The 18,889-nt window shown below is 71.0% G+C and carries 17 protein-coding genes and 2 pseudogenes; 10 read left to right on the top strand and 9 right to left on the bottom strand.

Annotation, left to right across the window (positions count from 1 at the left end):
• Positions 1-80 precede the first annotated feature (80 nt).
• From KCH48_RS40240 to KCH48_RS40230, 3 genes and pseudogenes are all read left to right on the top strand, one after another.
• A pseudogene (locus KCH48_RS40240) lies at positions 81-893 on the top strand (lipid-transfer protein); the annotation flags it as partial.
• A 4-nt stretch (positions 894-897) separates the two neighbouring features.
• Positions 898-1,314 (top strand): Zn-ribbon domain-containing OB-fold protein, encoded by a 417-nt coding sequence (locus KCH48_RS40235; protein ID WP_210582593.1) that lies wholly within the window; start codon positions 898-900, stop codon positions 1,312-1,314.
• Positions 1,311-2,081, top strand: coding sequence for an enoyl-CoA hydratase/isomerase family protein (locus tag KCH48_RS40230; RefSeq protein ID WP_210582592.1), 771 nt, complete (start codon positions 1,311-1,313; stop codon positions 2,079-2,081). Before KCH48_RS40235 ends, KCH48_RS40230 begins: the two co-directional genes overlap by 4 nt.
• A 166-nt stretch (positions 2,082-2,247) precedes the next feature.
• On the opposite strand, the gene KCH48_RS40225 is transcribed toward KCH48_RS40230, so the two are convergent.
• Together KCH48_RS40225 and KCH48_RS40220 are read right to left on the bottom strand one after the other, a co-directional pair.
• On the bottom strand, positions 2,248-4,608 hold the full coding sequence (locus tag KCH48_RS40225) for a serine/threonine-protein kinase (RefSeq protein WP_210582591.1): 2,361 nt from the start codon (positions 4,606-4,608) through the stop codon (positions 2,248-2,250).
• Positions 4,609-4,854: 246 nt separating this feature from the next.
• The gene (locus tag KCH48_RS40220; protein ID WP_210582590.1) at positions 4,855-5,598 is read right to left on the bottom strand and encodes a VOC family protein; all 744 of its coding nucleotides are present in this window, start codon (positions 5,596-5,598) and stop codon (positions 4,855-4,857) included.
• 134 nt (positions 5,599-5,732) lie between these two features.
• Here KCH48_RS40220 and KCH48_RS40215 point away from each other — a divergent pair, with 134 nt between their 5' ends.
• A complete protein-coding gene (locus KCH48_RS40215) occupies positions 5,733-6,368 on the top strand; it encodes a TetR family transcriptional regulator (protein ID WP_210582598.1) in 636 nt (211 codons plus the stop codon).
• A gap of 86 nt (positions 6,369-6,454) precedes the next feature.
• Here the strand turns inward: KCH48_RS40215 and KCH48_RS40210 are convergent, their stop codons facing one another.
• The gene (locus tag KCH48_RS40210) at positions 6,455-6,907 is read right to left on the bottom strand and encodes an Lrp/AsnC family transcriptional regulator (protein WP_210582589.1); all 453 of its coding nucleotides are present in this window, start codon (positions 6,905-6,907) and stop codon (positions 6,455-6,457) included.
• 82 nt (positions 6,908-6,989) lie between these two features.
• Here KCH48_RS40210 and KCH48_RS40205 point away from each other — a divergent pair, with 82 nt between their 5' ends.
• A complete protein-coding gene (locus KCH48_RS40205; protein WP_210582588.1) occupies positions 6,990-7,619 on the top strand; it encodes a LysE family translocator in 630 nt (209 codons plus the stop codon).
• Positions 7,620-7,633: 14 nt separating this feature from the next.
• Here the strand turns inward: KCH48_RS40205 and KCH48_RS40200 are convergent, their stop codons facing one another.
• A complete protein-coding gene (locus KCH48_RS40200; protein WP_210582587.1) occupies positions 7,634-8,116 on the bottom strand; it encodes a nitroreductase/quinone reductase family protein in 483 nt (160 codons plus the stop codon).
• Positions 8,116-9,417, bottom strand: coding sequence for an acyl-CoA dehydrogenase family protein (locus tag KCH48_RS40195; RefSeq protein ID WP_210582586.1), 1,302 nt, complete (start codon positions 9,415-9,417; stop codon positions 8,116-8,118). The genes KCH48_RS40200 and KCH48_RS40195 overlap by 1 nt, the downstream gene beginning before the upstream one ends.
• 76 nt (positions 9,418-9,493) lie before the next feature.
• Here KCH48_RS40195 and KCH48_RS40190 point away from each other — a divergent pair, with 76 nt between their 5' ends.
• A complete protein-coding gene (locus KCH48_RS40190) occupies positions 9,494-10,666 on the top strand; it encodes an acetyl-CoA acetyltransferase (RefSeq protein ID WP_210582585.1) in 1,173 nt (390 codons plus the stop codon).
• A 107-nt stretch (positions 10,667-10,773) separates the two neighbouring features.
• Here KCH48_RS40190 and KCH48_RS40185 read toward each other — a convergent pair.
• Positions 10,774-11,783, bottom strand: a pseudogene (locus KCH48_RS40185) (RNA-guided endonuclease InsQ/TnpB family protein).
• A 567-nt stretch (positions 11,784-12,350) separates the two neighbouring features.
• Between KCH48_RS40185 and KCH48_RS40180 the strand changes: the two are divergent.
• Entirely contained in the window at positions 12,351-12,776 is a 426-nt protein-coding gene (locus tag KCH48_RS40180; RefSeq protein ID WP_210582584.1) for a pyridoxamine 5'-phosphate oxidase family protein, read from the top strand.
• A 45-nt stretch (positions 12,777-12,821) separates the two neighbouring features.
• Entirely contained in the window at positions 12,822-13,487 is a 666-nt protein-coding gene (locus KCH48_RS40175; RefSeq protein ID WP_210582583.1) for a pyridoxal 5'-phosphate synthase, read from the top strand.
• 22 nt (positions 13,488-13,509) lie between these two features.
• Here the strand turns inward: KCH48_RS40175 and KCH48_RS40170 are convergent, their stop codons facing one another.
• From KCH48_RS40170 to KCH48_RS40160, 3 genes are read right to left on the bottom strand one after another with little or no spacing between them, the layout of a single operon-like run.
• A complete protein-coding gene (locus KCH48_RS40170) occupies positions 13,510-13,914 on the bottom strand; it encodes a type II toxin-antitoxin system VapC family toxin (protein WP_307841083.1) in 405 nt (134 codons plus the stop codon).
• On the bottom strand, positions 13,907-14,188 hold the full coding sequence (locus KCH48_RS40165) for a type II toxin-antitoxin system Phd/YefM family antitoxin (protein ID WP_210582581.1): 282 nt from the start codon (positions 14,186-14,188) through the stop codon (positions 13,907-13,909). Before KCH48_RS40165 ends, KCH48_RS40170 begins: the two co-directional genes overlap by 8 nt.
• 33 nt (positions 14,189-14,221) lie before the next feature.
• Positions 14,222-14,599 carry a Zn-ribbon domain-containing OB-fold protein gene (locus KCH48_RS40160; protein WP_210582580.1) on the bottom strand — a complete coding sequence of 126 codons (378 nt, stop codon included), beginning with the start codon at positions 14,597-14,599 and terminating at the stop codon, positions 14,222-14,224.
• 584 nt (positions 14,600-15,183) lie between these two features.
• Between KCH48_RS40160 and KCH48_RS40155 the strand changes: the two genes are divergently transcribed.
• Together KCH48_RS40155 and KCH48_RS40150 are read left to right on the top strand one after the other, a co-directional pair.
• Complete coding sequence (locus tag KCH48_RS40155) at positions 15,184-16,395, top strand: NAD(P)/FAD-dependent oxidoreductase (protein ID WP_210582579.1); 1,212 nt, start codon at positions 15,184-15,186, stop codon at positions 16,393-16,395.
• A 220-nt stretch (positions 16,396-16,615) separates the two neighbouring features.
• Complete coding sequence (locus tag KCH48_RS40150; RefSeq protein ID WP_210582578.1) at positions 16,616-18,841, top strand: acetate--CoA ligase family protein; 2,226 nt, start codon at positions 16,616-16,618, stop codon at positions 18,839-18,841.
• The last annotated feature ends 48 nt before the right edge of the window (positions 18,842-18,889 follow it).

Below are 18,889 nucleotides of genomic sequence, written 5' to 3'. Positions count from 1 at the left end.
CCGGCCCCCCCCGCCCCCCTCCCCGCCGCGCCCCCCCCCCGGGGGGGGGCGCCGGGGGGGGGGCCGGGGCGGCCCCGAGGGGGGGGTCCGGCCCCCGCCCCTGGACCAACACCGCCGTACAACTCCCCCCCCCCGCCCAGTGGACCCGCCCCTTCGGCCTGCTGCGGCCCGCCGACGAGATAGCCATGCTCACGCGCCGCTACATGCACGAGTACGGCGCGACCCGCGACCACCTCTTCAACGTCGCCCTCGCCTGCCGCAACCGGGCCAACCAGAACCCCGCCGCGATCATGTACGACCGCCCCCTCACCCGCGATATGTACATGACGTCACGCTGGATCAGCGAGCCCCTCTGCCTCTTCGACAACTGCCTGGAGACGGACGGGGCGTTGGCCTGCGTCATCGTCAGCAGGGAGCGTGCCCGCGACTGCCGGCACACCCCCGCATACGTCCACTCCGCCGCCCAGGGCCTGCCCGCCCAGCACCACGGCATGGTCAACTACTGGAACGACGACCCGCTCACCGGCCCCGCCTGGACCGCCGCCCGGCACCTGTGGAAACACGCCGACTTCACGCCCCAGGACATCGACGTCGCCCAGATCTACGACGCGTTCACGCCCCTCATCCCGCTCTCCCTCGAGGGCTACGGCTTCTGCGGGCGCGGCGAGGGCGGGGCGTTCACGGAGGGCGGCGCGCTGGAGATCGGCGGACGGCTGCCGCTGAACACGGGGGGCGGCGGGCTCTCCGAGGCATACGTGCACGGCTTCAACCTCATCAACGAGGGCGTGAAGCAGTTGCGCGGGACGAGCACCGCCCAGGTGCCGGGGGCCGCCACCTGCCTGGTCACGGCGGGCGAAGGGGTTCCGACGTCCGCACTGCTGCTGAGGAGTTGAGACCATGCTGGCTCCCGTCACCGACACCGACGGCGCCCCCTTCTGGCGCTACGCCGCCCAGGGGGAACTGCGCATCCAGGCCTGCGCCGACTGCGGCGAACTCCGCTTCCCGCCCCGCCCCTGCTGCCCCCACTGCCAGTCCTTCACGAGCGAGTGGCGGCAGGTCAGCGGACACGGCCGGATCTGGTCGTACGTCGTCCCCCACCCGCCCCTGCTGCCCGACTACGCGGCGCAGGCGCCGTACAACGTCATCGTCGTCGAACTCGCCGACGCCCCCCGGATCCGCCTGGTGGGGAACCTGGTCACGGAGGCCGGGGCGCCGCTCAACTCCCTTTTTCCCGACCGCGTTCGCATCGGCGCCAGGGTGCAGGTCGTGTTCACCGACACCGGCCTTCCGCAGTGGATCCTGGAGCGCCCATGACCCTCGGCCTCACGACCGACAAGGACACCGGCGTCGCGGTCGTCACCCTCGACCGCCCGGACCGCCTCAACGCGATCGACCTGACGACGGCGACCGAACTGCACGACGCCTGGCGGGAGTTGCGGTTCGACGACTCCGTACGGGCCGTCGTCCTCACCGGGGCCGGGGAGCGGGCGTTCTGCACGGGGATCGACCGGGACTCCGTCGTGCCGCAGCCGAACTCGCCGTACATGACGGACGATCCGCTCCTGCGCATCGGCCCGAAGGCGAACGACCTGTGGAAACCGGTGATCGCCGCCGTGCGGGGCATCGCCTGCGGCGGCGCCTTCTACCTCCTCGGCGAGTCCGACTTCCTCATCGCCGACCCGACCGCCACCTTCTTCGACCCGCACACCACGTACGGGATGGTCAGCGCGTACGAGTCGGTGCTGATGACACAACGGATGCCCTACGGCGAGGCCGCGCGGATGGCCCTCATGGGCACGGCGGAACGCATCTCGGCCCAGCGCGCCTACGACATCGGGCTCGTCTCCGAACTCACGGAGCCTGGCGGGGCGTTGGCGGCGGCCACCGAATGCGCGACGGTGATCGCCGGCTATCCGACGGAGGCGGTCCAGGGGACCGTACGGGCGCTGTGGGCGGCCCGGGAGGGGGCCGTGGCCCAGGGGTTCGCACAGGCGCCGCACCTGGTGGCCCTCGGCAATCTGCCGGGCGAGCGGCAGGCGGAGCTGTTCAAGGGACGGGGACAGGCGTTCCGGCTGCGCTGAACGGCGCCACATGGCGGCCCCTGCCGACCGGGCGTAGCGTCTGCCATGACGGCCGCCGTCCGAAACGCCCCTTCCGTGCGCCAGGCACGACGGCCGTCCCAGCGCCCTTTAGGGGCGCGGGGAACTGCGCGACCAGCCCCCACCGACCCGCACCCGGCAACGAACCCTAAGCAGTCCGAGCCGTCCCCGTACCCTTCTCCGCATCCAGCGCATACACGCAACGATCCTTACTGCACGCGTACACAACCCCATCCCGCACCACCGGCGACCCAGTGATCTCCCCACCCGTCGCCAGCTTCCACCTCAACCGCCCGTCATCGGCCTTGAGCGTGTACAGCAAGTGATCCGTGGACCCGAAGTGAATCCGCCCCTCCGCCACGGACGGCGAACCGACGACGTCCCCGCCCGCCTGGAACCGCCACTTAGGCGTACCGGTGACCGCATCGAGCGTGTAGAGCCCCTTGCCGCTGCCCACATGGACATGCCCCGCGGCCACCAGCACCGGCTCGACGGACGCGCGGGACTCGGTCGCGATGCGCCAGCGATCGCGGCCGTCCGTGGCGTCGAGGGCGTACACCGTGCCGAGGTAGTCGGCGAGGTAGACCCCGCCGCCGGCGACGGCAGGACCGGGGACGAAGGTCGGCGGGCAGAGGAAGACCGCCGGGGCCTCGAAGTGCCAGCGGACATGGCCGGAGGTCACGTCGACGGCGAGGACGCGCGTCCCGGCACAGACGTACACGAATCCGTCGTGGGCCTGCGCCACCCGTACCGGAACGCCGCCGCAGGAGGCCGCGTCGCCGATCGGGTACGACCAGCGCTCGTCGCCGGTACGAGCGTCCAGGGCACGCAGCCGGGCGTCCTGCCAGACGAAGACCGTGCCGTCGTACAGGGCGGGCCCGGCCTCAGGGGACTCGAAGTCGGTCTGCGCGCCGGTGATCTCCCACAGCTTCTGCCCGTTCGAGGCCTCCCATGCCTGGACGCCGCCGCCGCGCGTGCCGGTGATGACGGTGCCGCGGTCGGCCTTGAGCGAGTACACCCAGGCGTCGGTGGACAGGCGCCACAGGTCCGCGCCCTCCCGGGCGTCGAGGGCGTAGAGGGTGGGTCCGTCGGAGGCGTGGATACGGCCGTCCGCGACCGCCATCGACCAGGCGACGTCTCTCGTCTTGAAGCGGCGGCGGCCCGTGGCCACGTCGAGGGCATGGACCTCGAAGGAGGTGACGTAGACGAGGTCGCCGGAGACGGAGGGGGTGCCCCAGACGTCGTTCGACATGCGGAAGCGCCAGGGGCGCCAGCCGGCGGCGGTCTCGGGGGGTGCGGGCTGCGGTGCGGTGACCGCAGGGCCTACGGCGGGCTCCGTGCCGTTGACGCCGGGGCGGGGGCGGGACCAGGAGGCGACCAGGCCGGCCTCTGGAGGGGGTGCCTTCACAGCGGCGGCACGGGCGTCGGCGACGCGTGGGCCGGGTCCGATCGGCACCGCGCCGCCGGCCAGCCGTACGGGGCCGGTGTCGGGGGCGCCGACGGGGGCGGGCACGGGCGCCGGGACGACCGGGTCGTGCGAGGGCGGGGGCGGATGCGCCACGGCGCCCCGACCGCCGCTGCGGCCGGAACCCGGGGTGGACTTGGCCGGCGGGCGTCCGTTGCGGCGGGCCTCGATCAGGCTCACCGCCCGCTCGGGCAGCCACGCCGACGCCGTACCGCTGTCGTCGGAGCCGGAGCCGAAGAGATGGGGGGCCAGCTGGGCCTGGAGGTCGGCCGGGTTGGGGCGGGCGGTGGCCTCCATCTTCATAACGGACTCGATGAGGGGGCGCAGCTCCTCCGGGAGGCCCTCCAGGTCCGGGCCCTCGCGCAGCAGCATGAAGACGGTCTCGACCGGGTTGGCGCCGTGGAAGGGGGCGTGGCCGGTGGCGGCGAAGACGAGCATCGAGCCGAGCGAGAACACGTCGCTCGCGCCGGTCACGCTCCGCGAGTCCTTGGCCTGCTCCGGCGACATGTAGGCGGGCGTCCCCACGGCGACGTTGGTCATCGTCAGACGTGTGTTGGAGACGCCGGAGGCGATACCGAAGTCGATGACCCGGGGGCCGTCCTCGACCACGAGGACGTTCGACGGCTTGAGGTCGCGGTGGACCAGACCGGCGCCGTGGATGGACTGCAGCGCCTCCGCCACACCCGCCGCGAGCCAGCGGACCGCCTGGGCCGGGAGGGGCCCGCACTCGTTCACTATTTCCTCGAGCGAGGGAGCGGGCACATACGCGGTGGCCAGCCAGGGCACGGCCGCCCGCGGGTCGGCGTCGACCACGGCCGCCGTATAGAAACCGGAGACCGCCCGTGCCGCTTCCACTTCACGCGTGAAGCGGACCCGGAAGAGCTGGTCCTCTGCCAGCTCCGTCCGGACCGTCTTGATCGCCACGCGCCGGCCCGAAGCCGAGCGCGCGAGATAGACCAGCCCCATGCCGCCGGCACCCAGCCGTCCCAGCACCTCGAACGGCCCGATCCGCCGCGGATCGTGCTGCGTCAGCTGATCCACCACTTGCCTGCCACCTCCCCGTACGAGCCGCGTCATTCCACATGTGTACGCGACCGAAGTGCAGCGTCTCACCACCGCACCGCCTTGGCGGCACGCACCCTGATTCTTCCTGTCCCGGGCACTGGTTGCGAACCCGGGGGCGGATCGGGGTGTCTTGGGACAAAAACACAGTGCCCTGGGACAGAAACACAGGTTCAGCGCCGCGCAAAGGCCCCTTTCGCATGCTGGACGCGGCATCTCAGCAAGAGATCAGCGCTGCAGCAACGCGAAGGACGCCCCCTGATTGTCCGTGACAACGGCCACCCTGCCGTATGACGCGTCGAATGGGGGTGCCTGTACGCGTCCGCCGAGCTGCCGCACCGTTTCGAGTACGGCGTCGCAGTCGTCGGCACCGAAATGGACGAGGAGGTGGGGCGGCATCTCGGGCGGGAAGACGTCGGAGACGGGCGCACGGCCGAAGTCGGGCTCGGCGTCCGGCCCGAACAGGGCGTCGGTGAACAGACCGCCGTAGAAGTTGTTCGCCCCCTCCGTGTCCCGCGTGTACAGCTCGGTCCAGGCGAACGTGCCGGGCTCGTGCCGCTTGCCGAAGCCGCGGTGCGAGCCCGCCTGCCAGAGGCCGAAGACGGCGCCCTCCGGGTCGGCGACCAGCGCGGCCCTGCCCAGGTCGCCGACCGGCAGGGGCTCGGTGACGATCTGGCCGCCGGCCCTCTGGACCCGCACGGCCAGCGCCTGAGCGTCCGGCGTCGCGAAGTACACGGTCCACACGGTGGGCATACGGCCGTCCGCCTTGTGCGCGAGCGCGGCGACGGGGGCGCCGTCGCGAAGGGCCCATACGGAGCCGCCGTGCGCCGCCGGCTGATCTTCGAAGGTCCACCCGAAAAGTTCGCCGTAGAACCGCTTGCCCGCCGCCACGTCGGGCAGCTGGGCCTCCACCCAGCACGCGACGCCCTCGCCGTATGCCTCTTCGCCCGCGGATGCCCTGTTTTCGGCCATGCCGTCAACGTAACGGGCGCGCACACACCGCGCAGACCAGGCACACCACCCGCTCCACCCCCGTGCACCCCATTTGCAGTCGGCCGAATCGCGCTCCGATCACCCCTCGGTAAGCTGACGGCATGACAGGACAAGTGCGTACCGTCGACGGCCGCGTGGCCGGCCGGCGTGGGCAGGCGACCCGGCAGAAGCTGCTCGACTGCCTCAGCGAGATGCTCAGCTCCTCCCCGTACCGGGACGTCAAAGTCATCGATGTCGCCCGGAAAGCGGGCACTTCGCCCGCCACCTTCTATCAGTACTTCCCGGACGTCGAAGGCGCCGTCCTGGAGATCGCCGAGCAAATGGCCGCCGAGGGCGGCCAGTTGACCGAGCTGCTCGAGGGCCGGTCATGGGTCGGCAAGGCCGGCTGGCAGACCGCGCAGGAACTCGTGGACGGTTTCCTGGAGTTCTGGCGCAGGAACGACGCGATCCTGCGCGTCGTCGACCTCGGTGCCGCCGAGGGAGACAAACGGTTCTACAAGATCCGCATGAAGATCCTCAACTCGGTGAACAACTCCCTGGTGGACGCGGTCGCCGAACTCCAGTCCAAGGGCCGGGTCGACAAAGACGTGAACCCGGCCGCGGTCGCCGGTTCACTGGTCGCGATGCTCGCGGCCGTCGCCTCGCACCAGAAGGGCTTCCAGACGTGGGGCGTCAAACAGGCTGAACTCAAGCCGAATCTGGCGCTGTTGGTGCACCTGGGCGTGACGGGGAAGAAGCCGACGAAGTAGCACGCGCGCTCTTTTCCTTTCCTTCCCAGGTTCCCAGTCCTGTCTGACAGGCGGCGGCTCACTCCGGTGGGCCGCCGCCTGTCGCGCTATCCAGGCAGGGGCCGGTCCTTGACCACGTGCTTCATCACCAGCGTCGACGTCAGCCGCTGCACCCCCGGCAGCGTCGCCAGCCGCTCGTCGTACAGCCGCTGGAAGGCCGCCAGGTCGGCCGTGGCGACGCGCAGCAGATAGTCGGGCTCACCGAACAGCCGCTGCGCCTCCAGTACGTGCTCCACCTCGCTCAGCGCCCGCTCGAACTCGGCGACCGTGTCCCGGTCCTCCTGCCGCATCGACACGAAGACCAGCGCCTCGAAGGTCAGCCCCACCGCCGCCGGATCGACGACGGCCCGGTACCCCTGGATCGCCCCGGTCCGCTCCAGCTCCCGCAGCCGCCGATGACACGGCGAGACACTCAGCCGCACCCGCCCGGCCAGCTCGGTCACGGTCAGCCGCCCGTCCTGCTGCAGCTCGGCAAGAATCTTCCGGTCCACGTCGTCCATGAGGCAGATTTTCCCCCACATTCCGCGATGACGGGCAAAATGAGGGAACACTTTCGACCCATTCCCGCCTAATGTCCCCACCATGGACTCCGGAACGCTGATTTCCTTCCTCGCCGTCGACCTCCTGCTGGTGTGCGTACCGGGCGCCGACTGGGCGTATGTGATCTCGGCGGGCCTCCGCGGCCGTTCCCCCCTGCCGGCGGTGGCGGGCCTGGTCGCCGGCTACGCCCTGCACACGGTCCTGGCGACGGCCGGTCTCGCGGTGCTGGTGGCCAAGTCGCCGGGCCTGCTGACCGCGCTGACGGTGGCGGGAGCGGCGTACCTGGTGTGGCTGGGCTGGGGAGTGCTGCGGAATCCGGGGGTGCCGGGGGTGCCGGGGGCGGATCAGGCGGTCGAGACGAGTCCCGGCCGCGTCTTTCTGCGCGGCGCCACGATCAGCGGGCTGAACCCGAAGGGGCTGCTGCTGTATCTGTCGGTGCTGCCGCAGTTCCTGGTGACGGGGACCGGGCAGCTGCCGGTGCCGGTGCAGACGGCCACGCTCGGCGTCCTGCACATGGCGTGCTGCGCGGCGGTCTATCTGACGGTGGGCCTCCTGGCCCGCGCGGTCCTCGCCGCCCGCCCGACAGCGGCCCGCGCGGTCACCCGCACGTCGGGTGCGGCGATGCTGGGAATCGGGGCGTTTCTGCTGGTGCAGCGGCTGGGGACGCTGTAGGGATCAGTGCCACATCATCGTCGTACGATCCTGAACAGCCGGATCTCCCGCTCCACCCGCGCCTGATACGCCGCATACGGCGGCCAGAACTCCAGCGCCGCCTTCCAGGCCGCCGCCCGCTCCTCCCCCTCCAGCAACCGGGCCCGGACCGGAATGTCCCGTCCCTTCCAGCTGACCTCGGCGTCGGGACGGGCGAGGAGGTTGTGGGTCCAGGCGGGATGGCCGGGGCGCCCGAAGTTGGAGCCGACGAGGATCCAGCTGCGCCCGTCCTCCTCCGGCATGCAGGCGAGCGGCGTACGGCGGGTGAGCCCGCTCTTCGCCCCCGTCGAGGTCAGGATCACCCCCGGCAGCAGCCGTGCGCTCAGCAGCACCTTGCCGCGGGTGAGCCGGTGGACGGCGCGGTCCAGCGCGGGGACGACATGCGGGGCGACCTTGGCGAAGCCCGGCGTGGACGACACCTTCTGCACCAACCGCACCCCGGCATCCTTGACGCCCATCAGACGCTCACCTCCCCACCCGCGAAGAGCCGCGCCCCGTCGGCGGCATGCGCCCGCAGCCGATGCACGGGCCCGAAGAGCAGCTCGTCCCCCGCAGCCCGCTTGAAATACAGGTGAGCCTCGTGCTCCCAGGTGAAACCGATGCCGCCGTGCATCTGTATCCCTTCGGCGGCAGCACCCCGCAAGGCTTCCAGAGCCTGCGCAAGCGCAAGCCCGCCCACCCTGACCGCTTCCGACGAATTCGCCTGCGGTTCAGCAGCGCCCCGAAGGGGCGCGGGGAACTGCGCGACCAGCCCCAACGGTCCCGCAGACGACAGACGACCCATCGCGGCAGTTCCCGCGGCCCACGCCGCGTAGTACGCAGCCGAGCGCGCCGCCTGAATCTGCACGTACACATCCGCCAGCCGGTGCTTCACCGCCTGGAACGACCCGATCGCCCGCCCGAACTGCTCCCGCTGCCCCACGTACTCCACGGTCCGCTCCAGCACCCGGTCGGCGGCCCCGACGGCCTCGCAGGCGAGCACCGCGGCGGTCTGGTCGCCGACGCGGGTGAGGGTCCCGAGGACATCGCCGCCCTCGTCCCCCAACAACTCCGCGTCGACGTCGCGCAGTTGGAGGCGGGCCTGCGGACGGGTCGCGTCGAGTGCGGTCAGCCGGGTGCGGACGAACCGTGCCGCATCCCCGGGTACGAGAAACAGCAGCGTGCGCGAGCGGGCGAAGCCTCCGGCGTGGGCGGCGACGATCAGCAGCTGCGCGCTGTGCCCGTCGAGGACCTGGTCGACCTGCCCGTACAACCGCCAGCCCCCGTCCTCCGTACGCCGCGCCTGGACGCCCCCCGCGCGCCCCCCTCCGGCCCAGTCATCGCCATCGCTGCCGCCGTTGTCGCCGGTCAGCCCGAGCGCGGTGGCGAGCGCGGCGCCCGGCACGCCGAGGGCCGCGGTGAGCGAACCCGCGGCAAGGCGCGGCAGCAGCTCCGCGCGCTGGGCGTCGGTGCCGAGGGCGAGCAGCAGGGGCGCGCTGAGGACGGTGGTCGCGAGCAGGGGTGAGGGGGCGAGGGCCCGGCCCGTCTCCTCCGCCGCGAGGGCGAGTTCGGTGACGGAGCAGCCGACACCGCCGTAGGTCTCGGGAAGGGCGAGCCCGGGCAGGCCGAGTTGTTCGGCGAGGGCTGTCCAGAGTGCGGGATCGTGGCCGGCCGGCTGATCGACGGCGGCGCGCAGCTCCTCCGGTCCGCACCGCTTGTGGAGCAGTTCGCGCAGAGTGCGGCGGATCTCGTCCTGCTCGGTGGTGAAGCTGGCGTCCATGGCTCTTCCCTCCCGATCTGACGGGCCGTCATATTAGGAGCCCACGAACGATATGCCCAGGGGCAGGAGGCCTCTCATGATTCCCGGGAGCCGGAAAGTCGCCGTGGCCGGCGTCGCCCTCTCCGACTGCGGCCGCGTGGACGACACCACCCCGTACGCCCTGCACGCCCAGGCCGCCCGCCGCGCCCTGGCCGACGCGGGCCTCGACAAGTCCGTGATCGACGGCTTCGCGTCGGCGGGCCTCGGCACGCTGGCCCCGGCGGAGGTGGCCGAGTACCTGGGCCTGCGGCCCACCTGGGTCGACTCCACCTCGGTGGGCGGCTCGACCTGGGAGGTGATGGCCGCCCACGCGACCGACGCGATAGCGGCCGGGCACGCGAACGCCGTCCTGCTCGTCTACGGCTCCACCGCCCGCGCCGACATCAAGGCGGGCCGCCGGACCGGCAACCTGTCCTTCGGCGCGCGCGGCCCGCTCCAGTTCGAGGTCCCGTACGGCCACACCCTCATCGCCAAGTACGCCATGGCCGCCCGCCGCCATATGCACGAACACGGCACGACCATCGAGCAGTTGGCGGAGGTGGCGGTGCAGGCGCGGGCGAACGCCGCCCTGAACCCGGAGGCGATGTTCCGGGAGCCGATCACCGTCGACGACGTCCTCGACGGCCCGATGATCGCGGACCCCTTCACCAAACTGCACTGCTGCATACGGTCCGACGGCGGGGCGGCGGTGCTGCTGGTGGCGGAGGAGTACGTACGGGACTGCCGTACGGCGCCGGTGTGGGTGCTCGGCACCGGGGAGCACGTCTCGCACACGACCATGTCCGAGTGGCCGGACTTCACGGTCTCCCCGGCGGCGGTGAGCGGACGGCTCGCCTTCGATCGGGCGGGCGTACGGCCGGAGGAGATCGACTTCGCGGAGATCTACGACGCGTTCACGTACATGACGCTGGTGACGCTGGAGGATCTGGGGTTCTGCGGGAAGGGCGAGGGCGGGGCGTTCGTCGAGAAGGGGCGGCTGAAAGTCGTAGGCGGGGAATTGCCCGTGAACACGGACGGGGGTGGGCTGTCGGCTCAGCACCCGGGGATGCGGGGGCTGTTCCTGCTGGTGGAGGCGGTGCGGCAGTTGCGGGGGGAAGTCGGCGAGGCGCGGCAAGTGCGTAGGCCCGATGGGCAGTTGCCGCGCCTCGCGGTGGCGTCCGGGACGGGCGGGTGGTTCTGCTCGTCGGGGACGGTGGTGCTGGGGAGTTAGGGCCTGGCGGGCACGGTACGGACACCTGGTGACGAACGGACCGCCATGAAGTACCCGTCGGCGGACGTTTTGAATCCTCCCCTCCCTGAAGGGAGGGGATTCCTGGCTCAGGCTGCCTCCTGGAGCAGCGCTCCAGGAGGTCTTCCGCCATCGGCACCAGCCGGGTTGAGACCAGCCCGGACGAGCATCACGCGGGCGGAGTTCTTGTCCCTGGGGGAGACGGCTCCGCATGCGGTGCAGGTGTAGGTGCGCTCACCCAGCGGCAGGCGATGCTTGGCTCTCGCATCGCAGTGCGCGCAGTCCATCGTGGTGTGCGCGGGGTGGACCAGGCGGACGTCCCGCCCGTGCTTGCGGCCCATCTCGATCAGGGCCTGTTTCGTGGCGCCGATGGCGGCGTCGGCGGCCTTGCGGGCCATGGTGGTCTTGGCGAGGAACTTCGGGCGGAAGTCCTCGACCGCAAGGGCGTCGTGGTCGCGCACGACCTTCTTGGCCCACTTGCGACCGGTGTCCTGCCGCTGCCGGGCGATCTTCTTGTGCGCCTTCGCCCGCTGCTTCTTCGCCTCGCAGTAGCCCTTCGATCCGGGCTGTCCCTTCTTCGGTTTGCGGCGGGCCATCATCCGGTCGTACCGGGTCAGCTTCTGCTGCGCCTTCCTGCCGTGCTCGGGGTGGGGGAGGTCATGGGCACTGGAGGTGGTGGTCGCGGTCTCCCGCACACCCCAGTCGATTCCGATCACGCGGCCGGTCTTGGGCAGGGGCTCCACGGTCGCGGGCACGACGAACGAGCAGTACCAGTGCCCCAGGGTGTCCTGGTACACGCGCACGAGGACGGTTCGGCGGGCAGCTCCCGCGACCACACCACCGTCACGACGATGCCCCCGGCCAGATGTAACCGGCCGTCCTTCAGGCGGAACCCGTGCTTGGTGTAGTTGAGGGTGGGCAGCGCCTCACGCCTGGTCTTCCACGTCGGCATCCCGGCCCGCTGCTTTGGCGGCAGGCGCTCCTTGATGTCCTTGTGCGCCTTCGCGCGGGACTTGCCGAAGTCGCGGATGATCTGCTGCTGAGGAACCGATGAGCCCTCCCGCAGCCACGGCGTACGAGCGCGGGCCTCGGTCAGCATCTTGTCGAACTGCGCCGGACCGCACGTCTGCTTCTCCCCGGTGGCCTTGTTGTGTACGTACACGGCCTTGGACCTGGCGACACACTCGTTCCAGATCCACCGGCACCTGCCCCACTCCGCCGCCAGGGCGGTGCGCGCAGTGGACGGCACGCGAAGCCGGTAGGTGTACCGGGCATGCCCGGCCTCCGCGGCCGCACTCACCTGCACCAGGTCACCTCCCAACGTCCCCGGCCGGGATGCCGTGGCATCCCGGCCCCTCCGAGAAGACCGTACGTACGACCACCGCACACGCTTGCTCCGATCGGGCAGCCACAACCCCAACAGGCGATCACGGGAACATGCGTTCGCGCCATTCCGGTGCCGGGCAGCCGTACGGGCGCTCCGCGCCCGGAACCGGATACGGCGACGCTCCGCGCCGCAGCGCCCGAAGCGATCCCCGGTGTGAACGCCGGGGCATCCTCACAAGAAACAGGTGGACACTGGAATGCCACAGGAGTGCTACGGGGGAACCCACAGGAGAATCACAGGAAGACCGCCGAACGACTCGAGTCGCTGGAGGATCCCGACATGGCCCTGACCCGCGAGGAGCGCGAACAGTTCCTGGCCGAGCCGCACATCGCCGCGCTGGCGGTGGACGCCGAGGAGGGGCGCGCACCGCTCAGCGTCCCGATCTGGTACCAGGTCGAGCCCGACGGCACGGTCTGGATCCTGACCGGGCTGGACTCCCGTAAGCACCAGCTGATCAGCAAGGCCGGCAGGTTCTCCCTGATGGTGGACCGGCTGGAACCCACGATCCGCTACGTATCGGTGGAGGGCCCGGTCCTCGACACCACACCCGCCACCATCGAGAAACTCCGCGAACTCTCGGCCCGCTACCTCCCCGCCGAGAAGGTCGACGGCTATGTGGACTTCTCCTGGAACAACCACGGCGAGATGGTGATCATCCGGATGCACCCGGAGCGCTGGGTGTCGTCGGATCTGGGCACGGTTTAGCGGTCACGGGGGCGGGACAGAGGGGCCGGGCGGAGAATCGGAGGCATGGACTCCGAGTTTGTACGTCTACTGCGGTCGTCCCGCGTCTGGGAGGCGGGAGTCACCGAACTCCGCCCCTTCGACCCGGCCACCGCACCCGCCTCCCCCCTCCCGCTCTTCACCACCTGGTTCGCGGAGGCGGTGACGGCAGGCCAGCCCGAGCCGCACACCATGTCGCTGGCGACATCGGACGAGGAGGGCCTGCCGGACGTACGGACGGTCATGCTGCACGGCGCCGACGAGGACGGCTGGTCCTTCGCCACGCACGACCACAGCGCAAAGGGCCGCCACCTCGCGGCCCGCCCGTACGCGGCCCTCGGCTTCTACTGGCCGACCCTCGCCCGCCAGATCCGCATCCGCGGCCCCGTCACCACCGCCCCCTCCCAGGAAGCCCAGTCCGACCTCCACGCCCGCTCCACCGGCGCCCTCGCCGCCGCCCTCACCGGCCACCAGAGCGAAGTCCTCGGCTCCTTGGAGGAGTTGGCGACGGAATCGGCAGCGGCCTGGGAACGCGCCCAGCGCGCCCCGGACACACCGGTCCCGTCCTGGACGCTGTACCACCTCCAGCCGGACACGGTGGAGTTCTTCCAGGGGGACGCGGAACGACGGCATGTGCGGCTGAACTACCGGCGGGCGGAGGAGGGCTGGATCACCGAGTTGCTGTGGCCATGAACTCCCAGGCGAAGCGCGGCGATCAGATTGCGACGATGACCACCGCGTCCTCCAGCCCTTTGAAGTCTTCCGCGTTCCGCGTGTAGAGCGGCAGCCCCCTCACTGAGGCGATTGCGGCAATCATCAAGTCCAGAGGACGCGGGCGAGGATCCCGGTTGGCCGAGATGGTTAGTGCAACCAACGTGCCGTACCTCGCTGCGGCGTCACCGTCGAAAGGCAATGGGTCGAAGTCGGCGACAGCTGCGCCGAGCTTCTCCATCCGAGCGGCTCTCGCGGCAGGGTCCTTGGCCATGGCCACGCCCTGCTGCAGTTCGGCAAGTGTCACGGCGGTGAGTTCCGGCACGGCGGGCAGCGACTCTGGGGCGAGCAGGTCGAGATCGATGTACGTGCAGGTGTCGAGAACTCCCTTGGGGTGACGGTCAGCCACGCCGACGCTCCCACGGATCGTCATCGTCGCCCAGCCGTTCCTCGCCGCCGAAGAACTCGTCCGCCTCCGCACGCATCTGTGCATAGTCCACCCGCGGCAGTCGCCGGTGTCGGGCAACGAGTTCTTCGGCGCTCAGCCTGCGCCGCCGCGCCAGTGGGCGCAATTCAGCGACCTCTATGCCATTGCGCGTGATGTGGTACGTCTCCCCCGCCTCGACCGCGTCCATGACGGCGGCGGAGTTGTTGCGGAACTCGCGCTGCGTGATGGTCTTCATGAGCACGAGTGTAGCCCGGCGTGTCTCATCGTGCTACACCCCGAGAGCCCGGAACACCGGCACCCCCTCCCGGAACCCCACCTCCAGCTCCATCCCCACCCGCAGTTCCCCGCCCCCCACGACCTCCGTCATCATCCGGGGCCCCTCCGCGAGGTCGACGACCGCGGCGACGTACGGGGTGCGCTCGCCGAAGGGTGGCAGGTCGTTGCGGTGGACGACGGACCAGGTGTAGAGGGTGGCGCGGCCGGTCGCGGGTTCCCAGGTGACGTCCTCGCTCCAGCAGTGCGGGCAGAACTCGCGGGGGTAGTGATGGGCCCGGCCGCACGCCCCGCAGCGACGGATCAGCAGACGGCCCTCCGCGGCCGCGTCCCAGTACGTCCTCGTGAACGCGTCGATCTCCGGGACGTCCATGCGCACTCCCCGTGACGGCTACAGAATCTGACGGTACGTCAGTTCAGCAGCGCCCGACGCGGTCGCGCAAGAGGCTGTCGGGGGCCTGTCGAACCGCCGTGAATCTGCGAGCCCGCCTCGAATTCGATGCCGGCATCCGCCAACATCGCCGCCGCCGCGGACAACCTCGGCGACGACGTCAACCACCTGCACCACTGGGACGAGGGACACGGCGCCAGCACCGACCCCGGCGGCTTCATCACCTGGATAGCCAAGGTCGCCGGGTACAAGAACCGGGCCATGAAGCCGGGGGCACGAGAACCGGACCATGAAGTAAGCCCGGAGGCCCGGCCCGTCCGGCCCTCCCTCACGAACGCGGCGTCGTTTCCCGTCATAAAAGCGTGCGCCGCCCAACCGCGACGCCGAGCCCTTTCGCGCAGCCCGGGCCCGGCGTCGCGGCGTATCTACCGGCCCCTGAAAGCCCCCACAATCAGTCGCCCTACGCCACCGGTCCCACTCACACCTCCTACATGCGTGATCAATCCGCAACCAATTCCGGTCTTGACCGAGACCCATCAATCGGCCACGTGATTACGCTCGCGCTCATGGCCGACTCCACAGCGTCCGCATCTCCCGCGAACCAAGCGGCGCAGAGCCCCACAGACCGCCCGGTGTACATCATCGGCGGCGGTCCCGGCGGACTCGCCGCCGCGTACGCCCTGCGCGCCCGCGGCATACGCGCCGTCGTCCTGGAGAAGTCCGACCGGGTGGGCGCGTCCTGGCGGCGCCACTACGACCGGCTGCACCTGCACACCACCCGCCGCCTCTCGGGCCTGCCCGGTCTGCCGATGCCGCGCCGCTTCGGGCGCTGGGTGTCCCGCGACAACGTGGTCCGGTACCTGGAGAAGTACGCCGAGCACCACGAGCTGGAGATCGTCACCAGCGTCGAGGTCTCCCGCGTCGACCGCGCGCCCGACGGCTCCGGCTGGCTGCTGCACGCCACCGGCGGCCGCGAACTCACCGGCGCCGCGGTCATCGTCGCCACCGGCTACAACCACACACCCCACCTCCCCGACTGGCCCGGCCGCGACTCCTACACCGGGGCCCTCCTCCACGCCGCCGACTACCGCAGCGCCGAGCCCTACGCCGGCCGTGACGTCCTCGTCGTCGGCGTCGGCAACACCGGCGCCGAGATCGCCGTCGACCTCGTCGAGGGCGGCGCCTCCCGCGTACGGCTGTCCGTCCGCACCGCCCCGCACATCGTGCGCCGGTCGACCGCGGGCTGGGCCGCCCAGTACACCGGCGTACTGTGCCGCCGCCTCCCGGTCGGCCTCGTCGACCGGCTCGCCCGTCCGCTGGCCAAGATCAGCGTGCCGGACCTCTCGGAACACGGCCTGCACCGTCCCGACACCGGCCTCTACAGCCGGGTCAACGAGGGGTCGATCCCGGTGCAGGACGTCGGCCTCATCGACGCCGTACGCAACGGCACCGTCGAGGTGGTGGCCGCCGTCGACGGCTTCGAAGACGGCAAGGTCGTCCTCGCCGACGGCGACCGCGTCGGCCCGGACGCCGTGATCGCCGCCACCGGTTACGCCCGAGCACTCGACGGCCTCGTCGGCCACCTCGACGTCCTCGACACCCGCGGCAAACCGCTCGTCCACGGCGTCCGCACCCCCCAGCACGCCCCCGGCCTGTACTTCACCGGCTTCACCAACCCCATCAGCGGCATGCTCCGCGAACTGGCCATCGACGCCGAGAAGATCGCGAAGGCCATCGCGAAGAACGAGGCGGGTTCGGTGTCACGGCTGCCGGTCTGACGCCGGGGACGCACTTGTGACGCCGGGGACGCACTCGTGACGGGCGGGCCGCCGCAGGCGACGACAGTCACCGCCGCAGCACTGTGACCGTAGCCCCAGCCACCCCCCATACAGCCGCCTCCGCAGTACCTCCCCGGTTCAACGACTTCCTGACGCAGCGTCAGTTCAGTAATCTGACACTGCGTCAGTTAATTGCTGTCACACAGGAGCGGGGCGACCGATGCTTGGATCAACCCACGGCACCCTTACCACCGACTCCCGCCGGGGCCGGGTCGTCGCCTGCGGCGACCAGCCCGCACCCGCCGTCCACGGCCGCCCGGCCGACGTGGACGACTACGACGTCAGCGGGCGTCCGCTGTATGCGGGCGTCCCCGATCTGGACCGGTTCTTCCGGCCCGAGTCCGTCGCCGTGATCGGCGCTTCGGACGGGGAGGGCCGGCCCAACACCGGCGTCACCCGGCAGCTGTTGTCCTGGGCCGAGCGGGTCGGGGCCCGGCTGTATCCGGTGCATCCCACGCGGGACTCCGTCTTCGGCATCTCCTGCTTTCCTTCCGTCCGGGACCTGCCCGAGCAGGTCGATCTCGCCGTACTGCTGGTCGCCGACCCCCTCCCCGTGATCGAGGAACTGGGCGAGGCCAAGGTGAAGTTCGCCGTCGTCTTCGCCTCCGGGTTCGCGGAGACGGGGGACGAGGGCGCCGTCGCGCAGGGGCAGCTGACGGCCGCCGTGGAGCGGGCCGGTGTGCGAGTGCTCGGACCGAACACCAACCTGAACGCCTTCGAGCGGTTCCGGGACGACCTGGACGGTCCGTCCATCGCCCTCATCACCCAGTCCGGGCATCAGGGCCGCCCCGTCTTCGCCCTCCAGGAACTCGGCATCCGGCTCTCCCACTGGGCGCCCACCGGCAACGAGGCCGATCTGGAGACCGCCGACTTCATCTCCTACTTCGCCGAGCAGCCCGACGTCGGTGCCATCGCCTGCTATATCGAGGGGCTGAAGGACGGCCGCTCCTTTCTGCTCGCCGCCGACCGGGCCGCCCGGCGCCGGGTGCCGGTCGTCGCGGTCAAGGTGGGCCGCACCGAGACCGGCGCCCGCACGGCCGCCTCACACACCGGCAAGCTGACCGGCGCGGACGAGGTGGTGGACGCCGCGATGCGGCAGTTCGGGGTGATCCGGGTCGACGGGCTCGACGAACTCCAGGACACCGCCGCCCTGTTGGCCCGCGCCCGTCCGCCCCGCGCCGATGGAGTCGTCGTCTATTCGATCTCGGGCGGCACGGGCGCGCACGTGGCCGACCTGGCGAGCGAGGCGGGCCTGCGGCTGCCGGAGCTGTCTGAGGCCCGGCAGGCCGAGCTGCACCAGTGGATACCGGAGTACCTCAGCGTGGCCAACCCGGTCGACAACGGCGGGCATCCGGTCGGGGACTGGCGCGGGCGGAAGATCATCGACGCGATCCTGGACGACCCGGAGGTCGGGGTGCTGATCTGCCCGGTCACCGGGCCCTTCCCGCCCCTCAGCGACCGGCTCGTACAGGACCTGGTGGACGCGGCCGAGCGGACCGACAAGCTGGTGTGCGTGGTGTGGGGGTCGCCGGTCGGCACCGAGCCGGCCTACCGCGACGTACTGCTCGGCTCCTCCCGCGTGGCCACCTTCCGCACGGTCACCAACTGCCTCACCGCGGTCCGCGCCCACCTCGACCACCACCGGTTCATCACCGGCTACCGCTCCCCCTTCGACGAGGCACCGCGCACCCCTTCGCCCTCCTTCCGCAAGGCGCAGGCCCTGATGCGCCCAGGACAGCAGCTGAGCGAACACGCGGCGAAACAACTGCTTCGCGCCTACGGAATCCGGGTGCCGCGCGAGCAGTTGGTCACCAGCGCGGCGGCGGCCGTGCGCGCGGCGGGCCTCGTCGGCTACCCGGTGGTGATGAAGGCGTCCGGCGCGCAGATCGCCCACAAGACCGAGCTGGGCCTCGTCAAGATCGGACTGACCTCGGCCAGCCAGGTCCGCGACGCCTACCGCGAACTGACCGACATCGCCCGCTACGAGGACGTCTCGCTGGACGGCGTGCTGGTGTGCCAGATGGTCGAGCGGGGCGTCGAGATGGTCGTCGGCGTCACCCACGACGAACTCTTCGGACCGACCGTGACCGTTGGGCTCGGCGGTGTGCTCGTCGAGGTGCTGCGGGACGCCGCCGTACGCGTGCCGCCCTTCGGTGAGGAACAGGCGCGGGACATGCTCGGTGAACTGCGCGGGCGGGCCCTGCTGGACGGGGTCCGGGGGCGCCCCCCGTCCGACCTCGACGCGCTCGTCGAAGTCGTCCTGCGGGTGCAGCGCATGGCACTGGAACTCGGGGACGACCTCGCGGAGCTGGACATCAATCCGCTGATGGTGCTGCCCAGGGGGCAGGGAGCGGTGGCGCTGGACGCGTTGGCGGTGTGCCGCTGAGATGAACCCACCCAGTGAACTGAACCCGCCGCCGAAAGAACAGAACCC

Source organism: Streptomyces sp. GESEQ-4, assembly GCF_017948455.1.
Taxonomy (GTDB): Bacteria; Actinomycetota; Actinomycetes; order Streptomycetales; family Streptomycetaceae; genus Streptomyces.
This window is presented reverse-complemented; position numbering and strand designations above follow the sequence as displayed.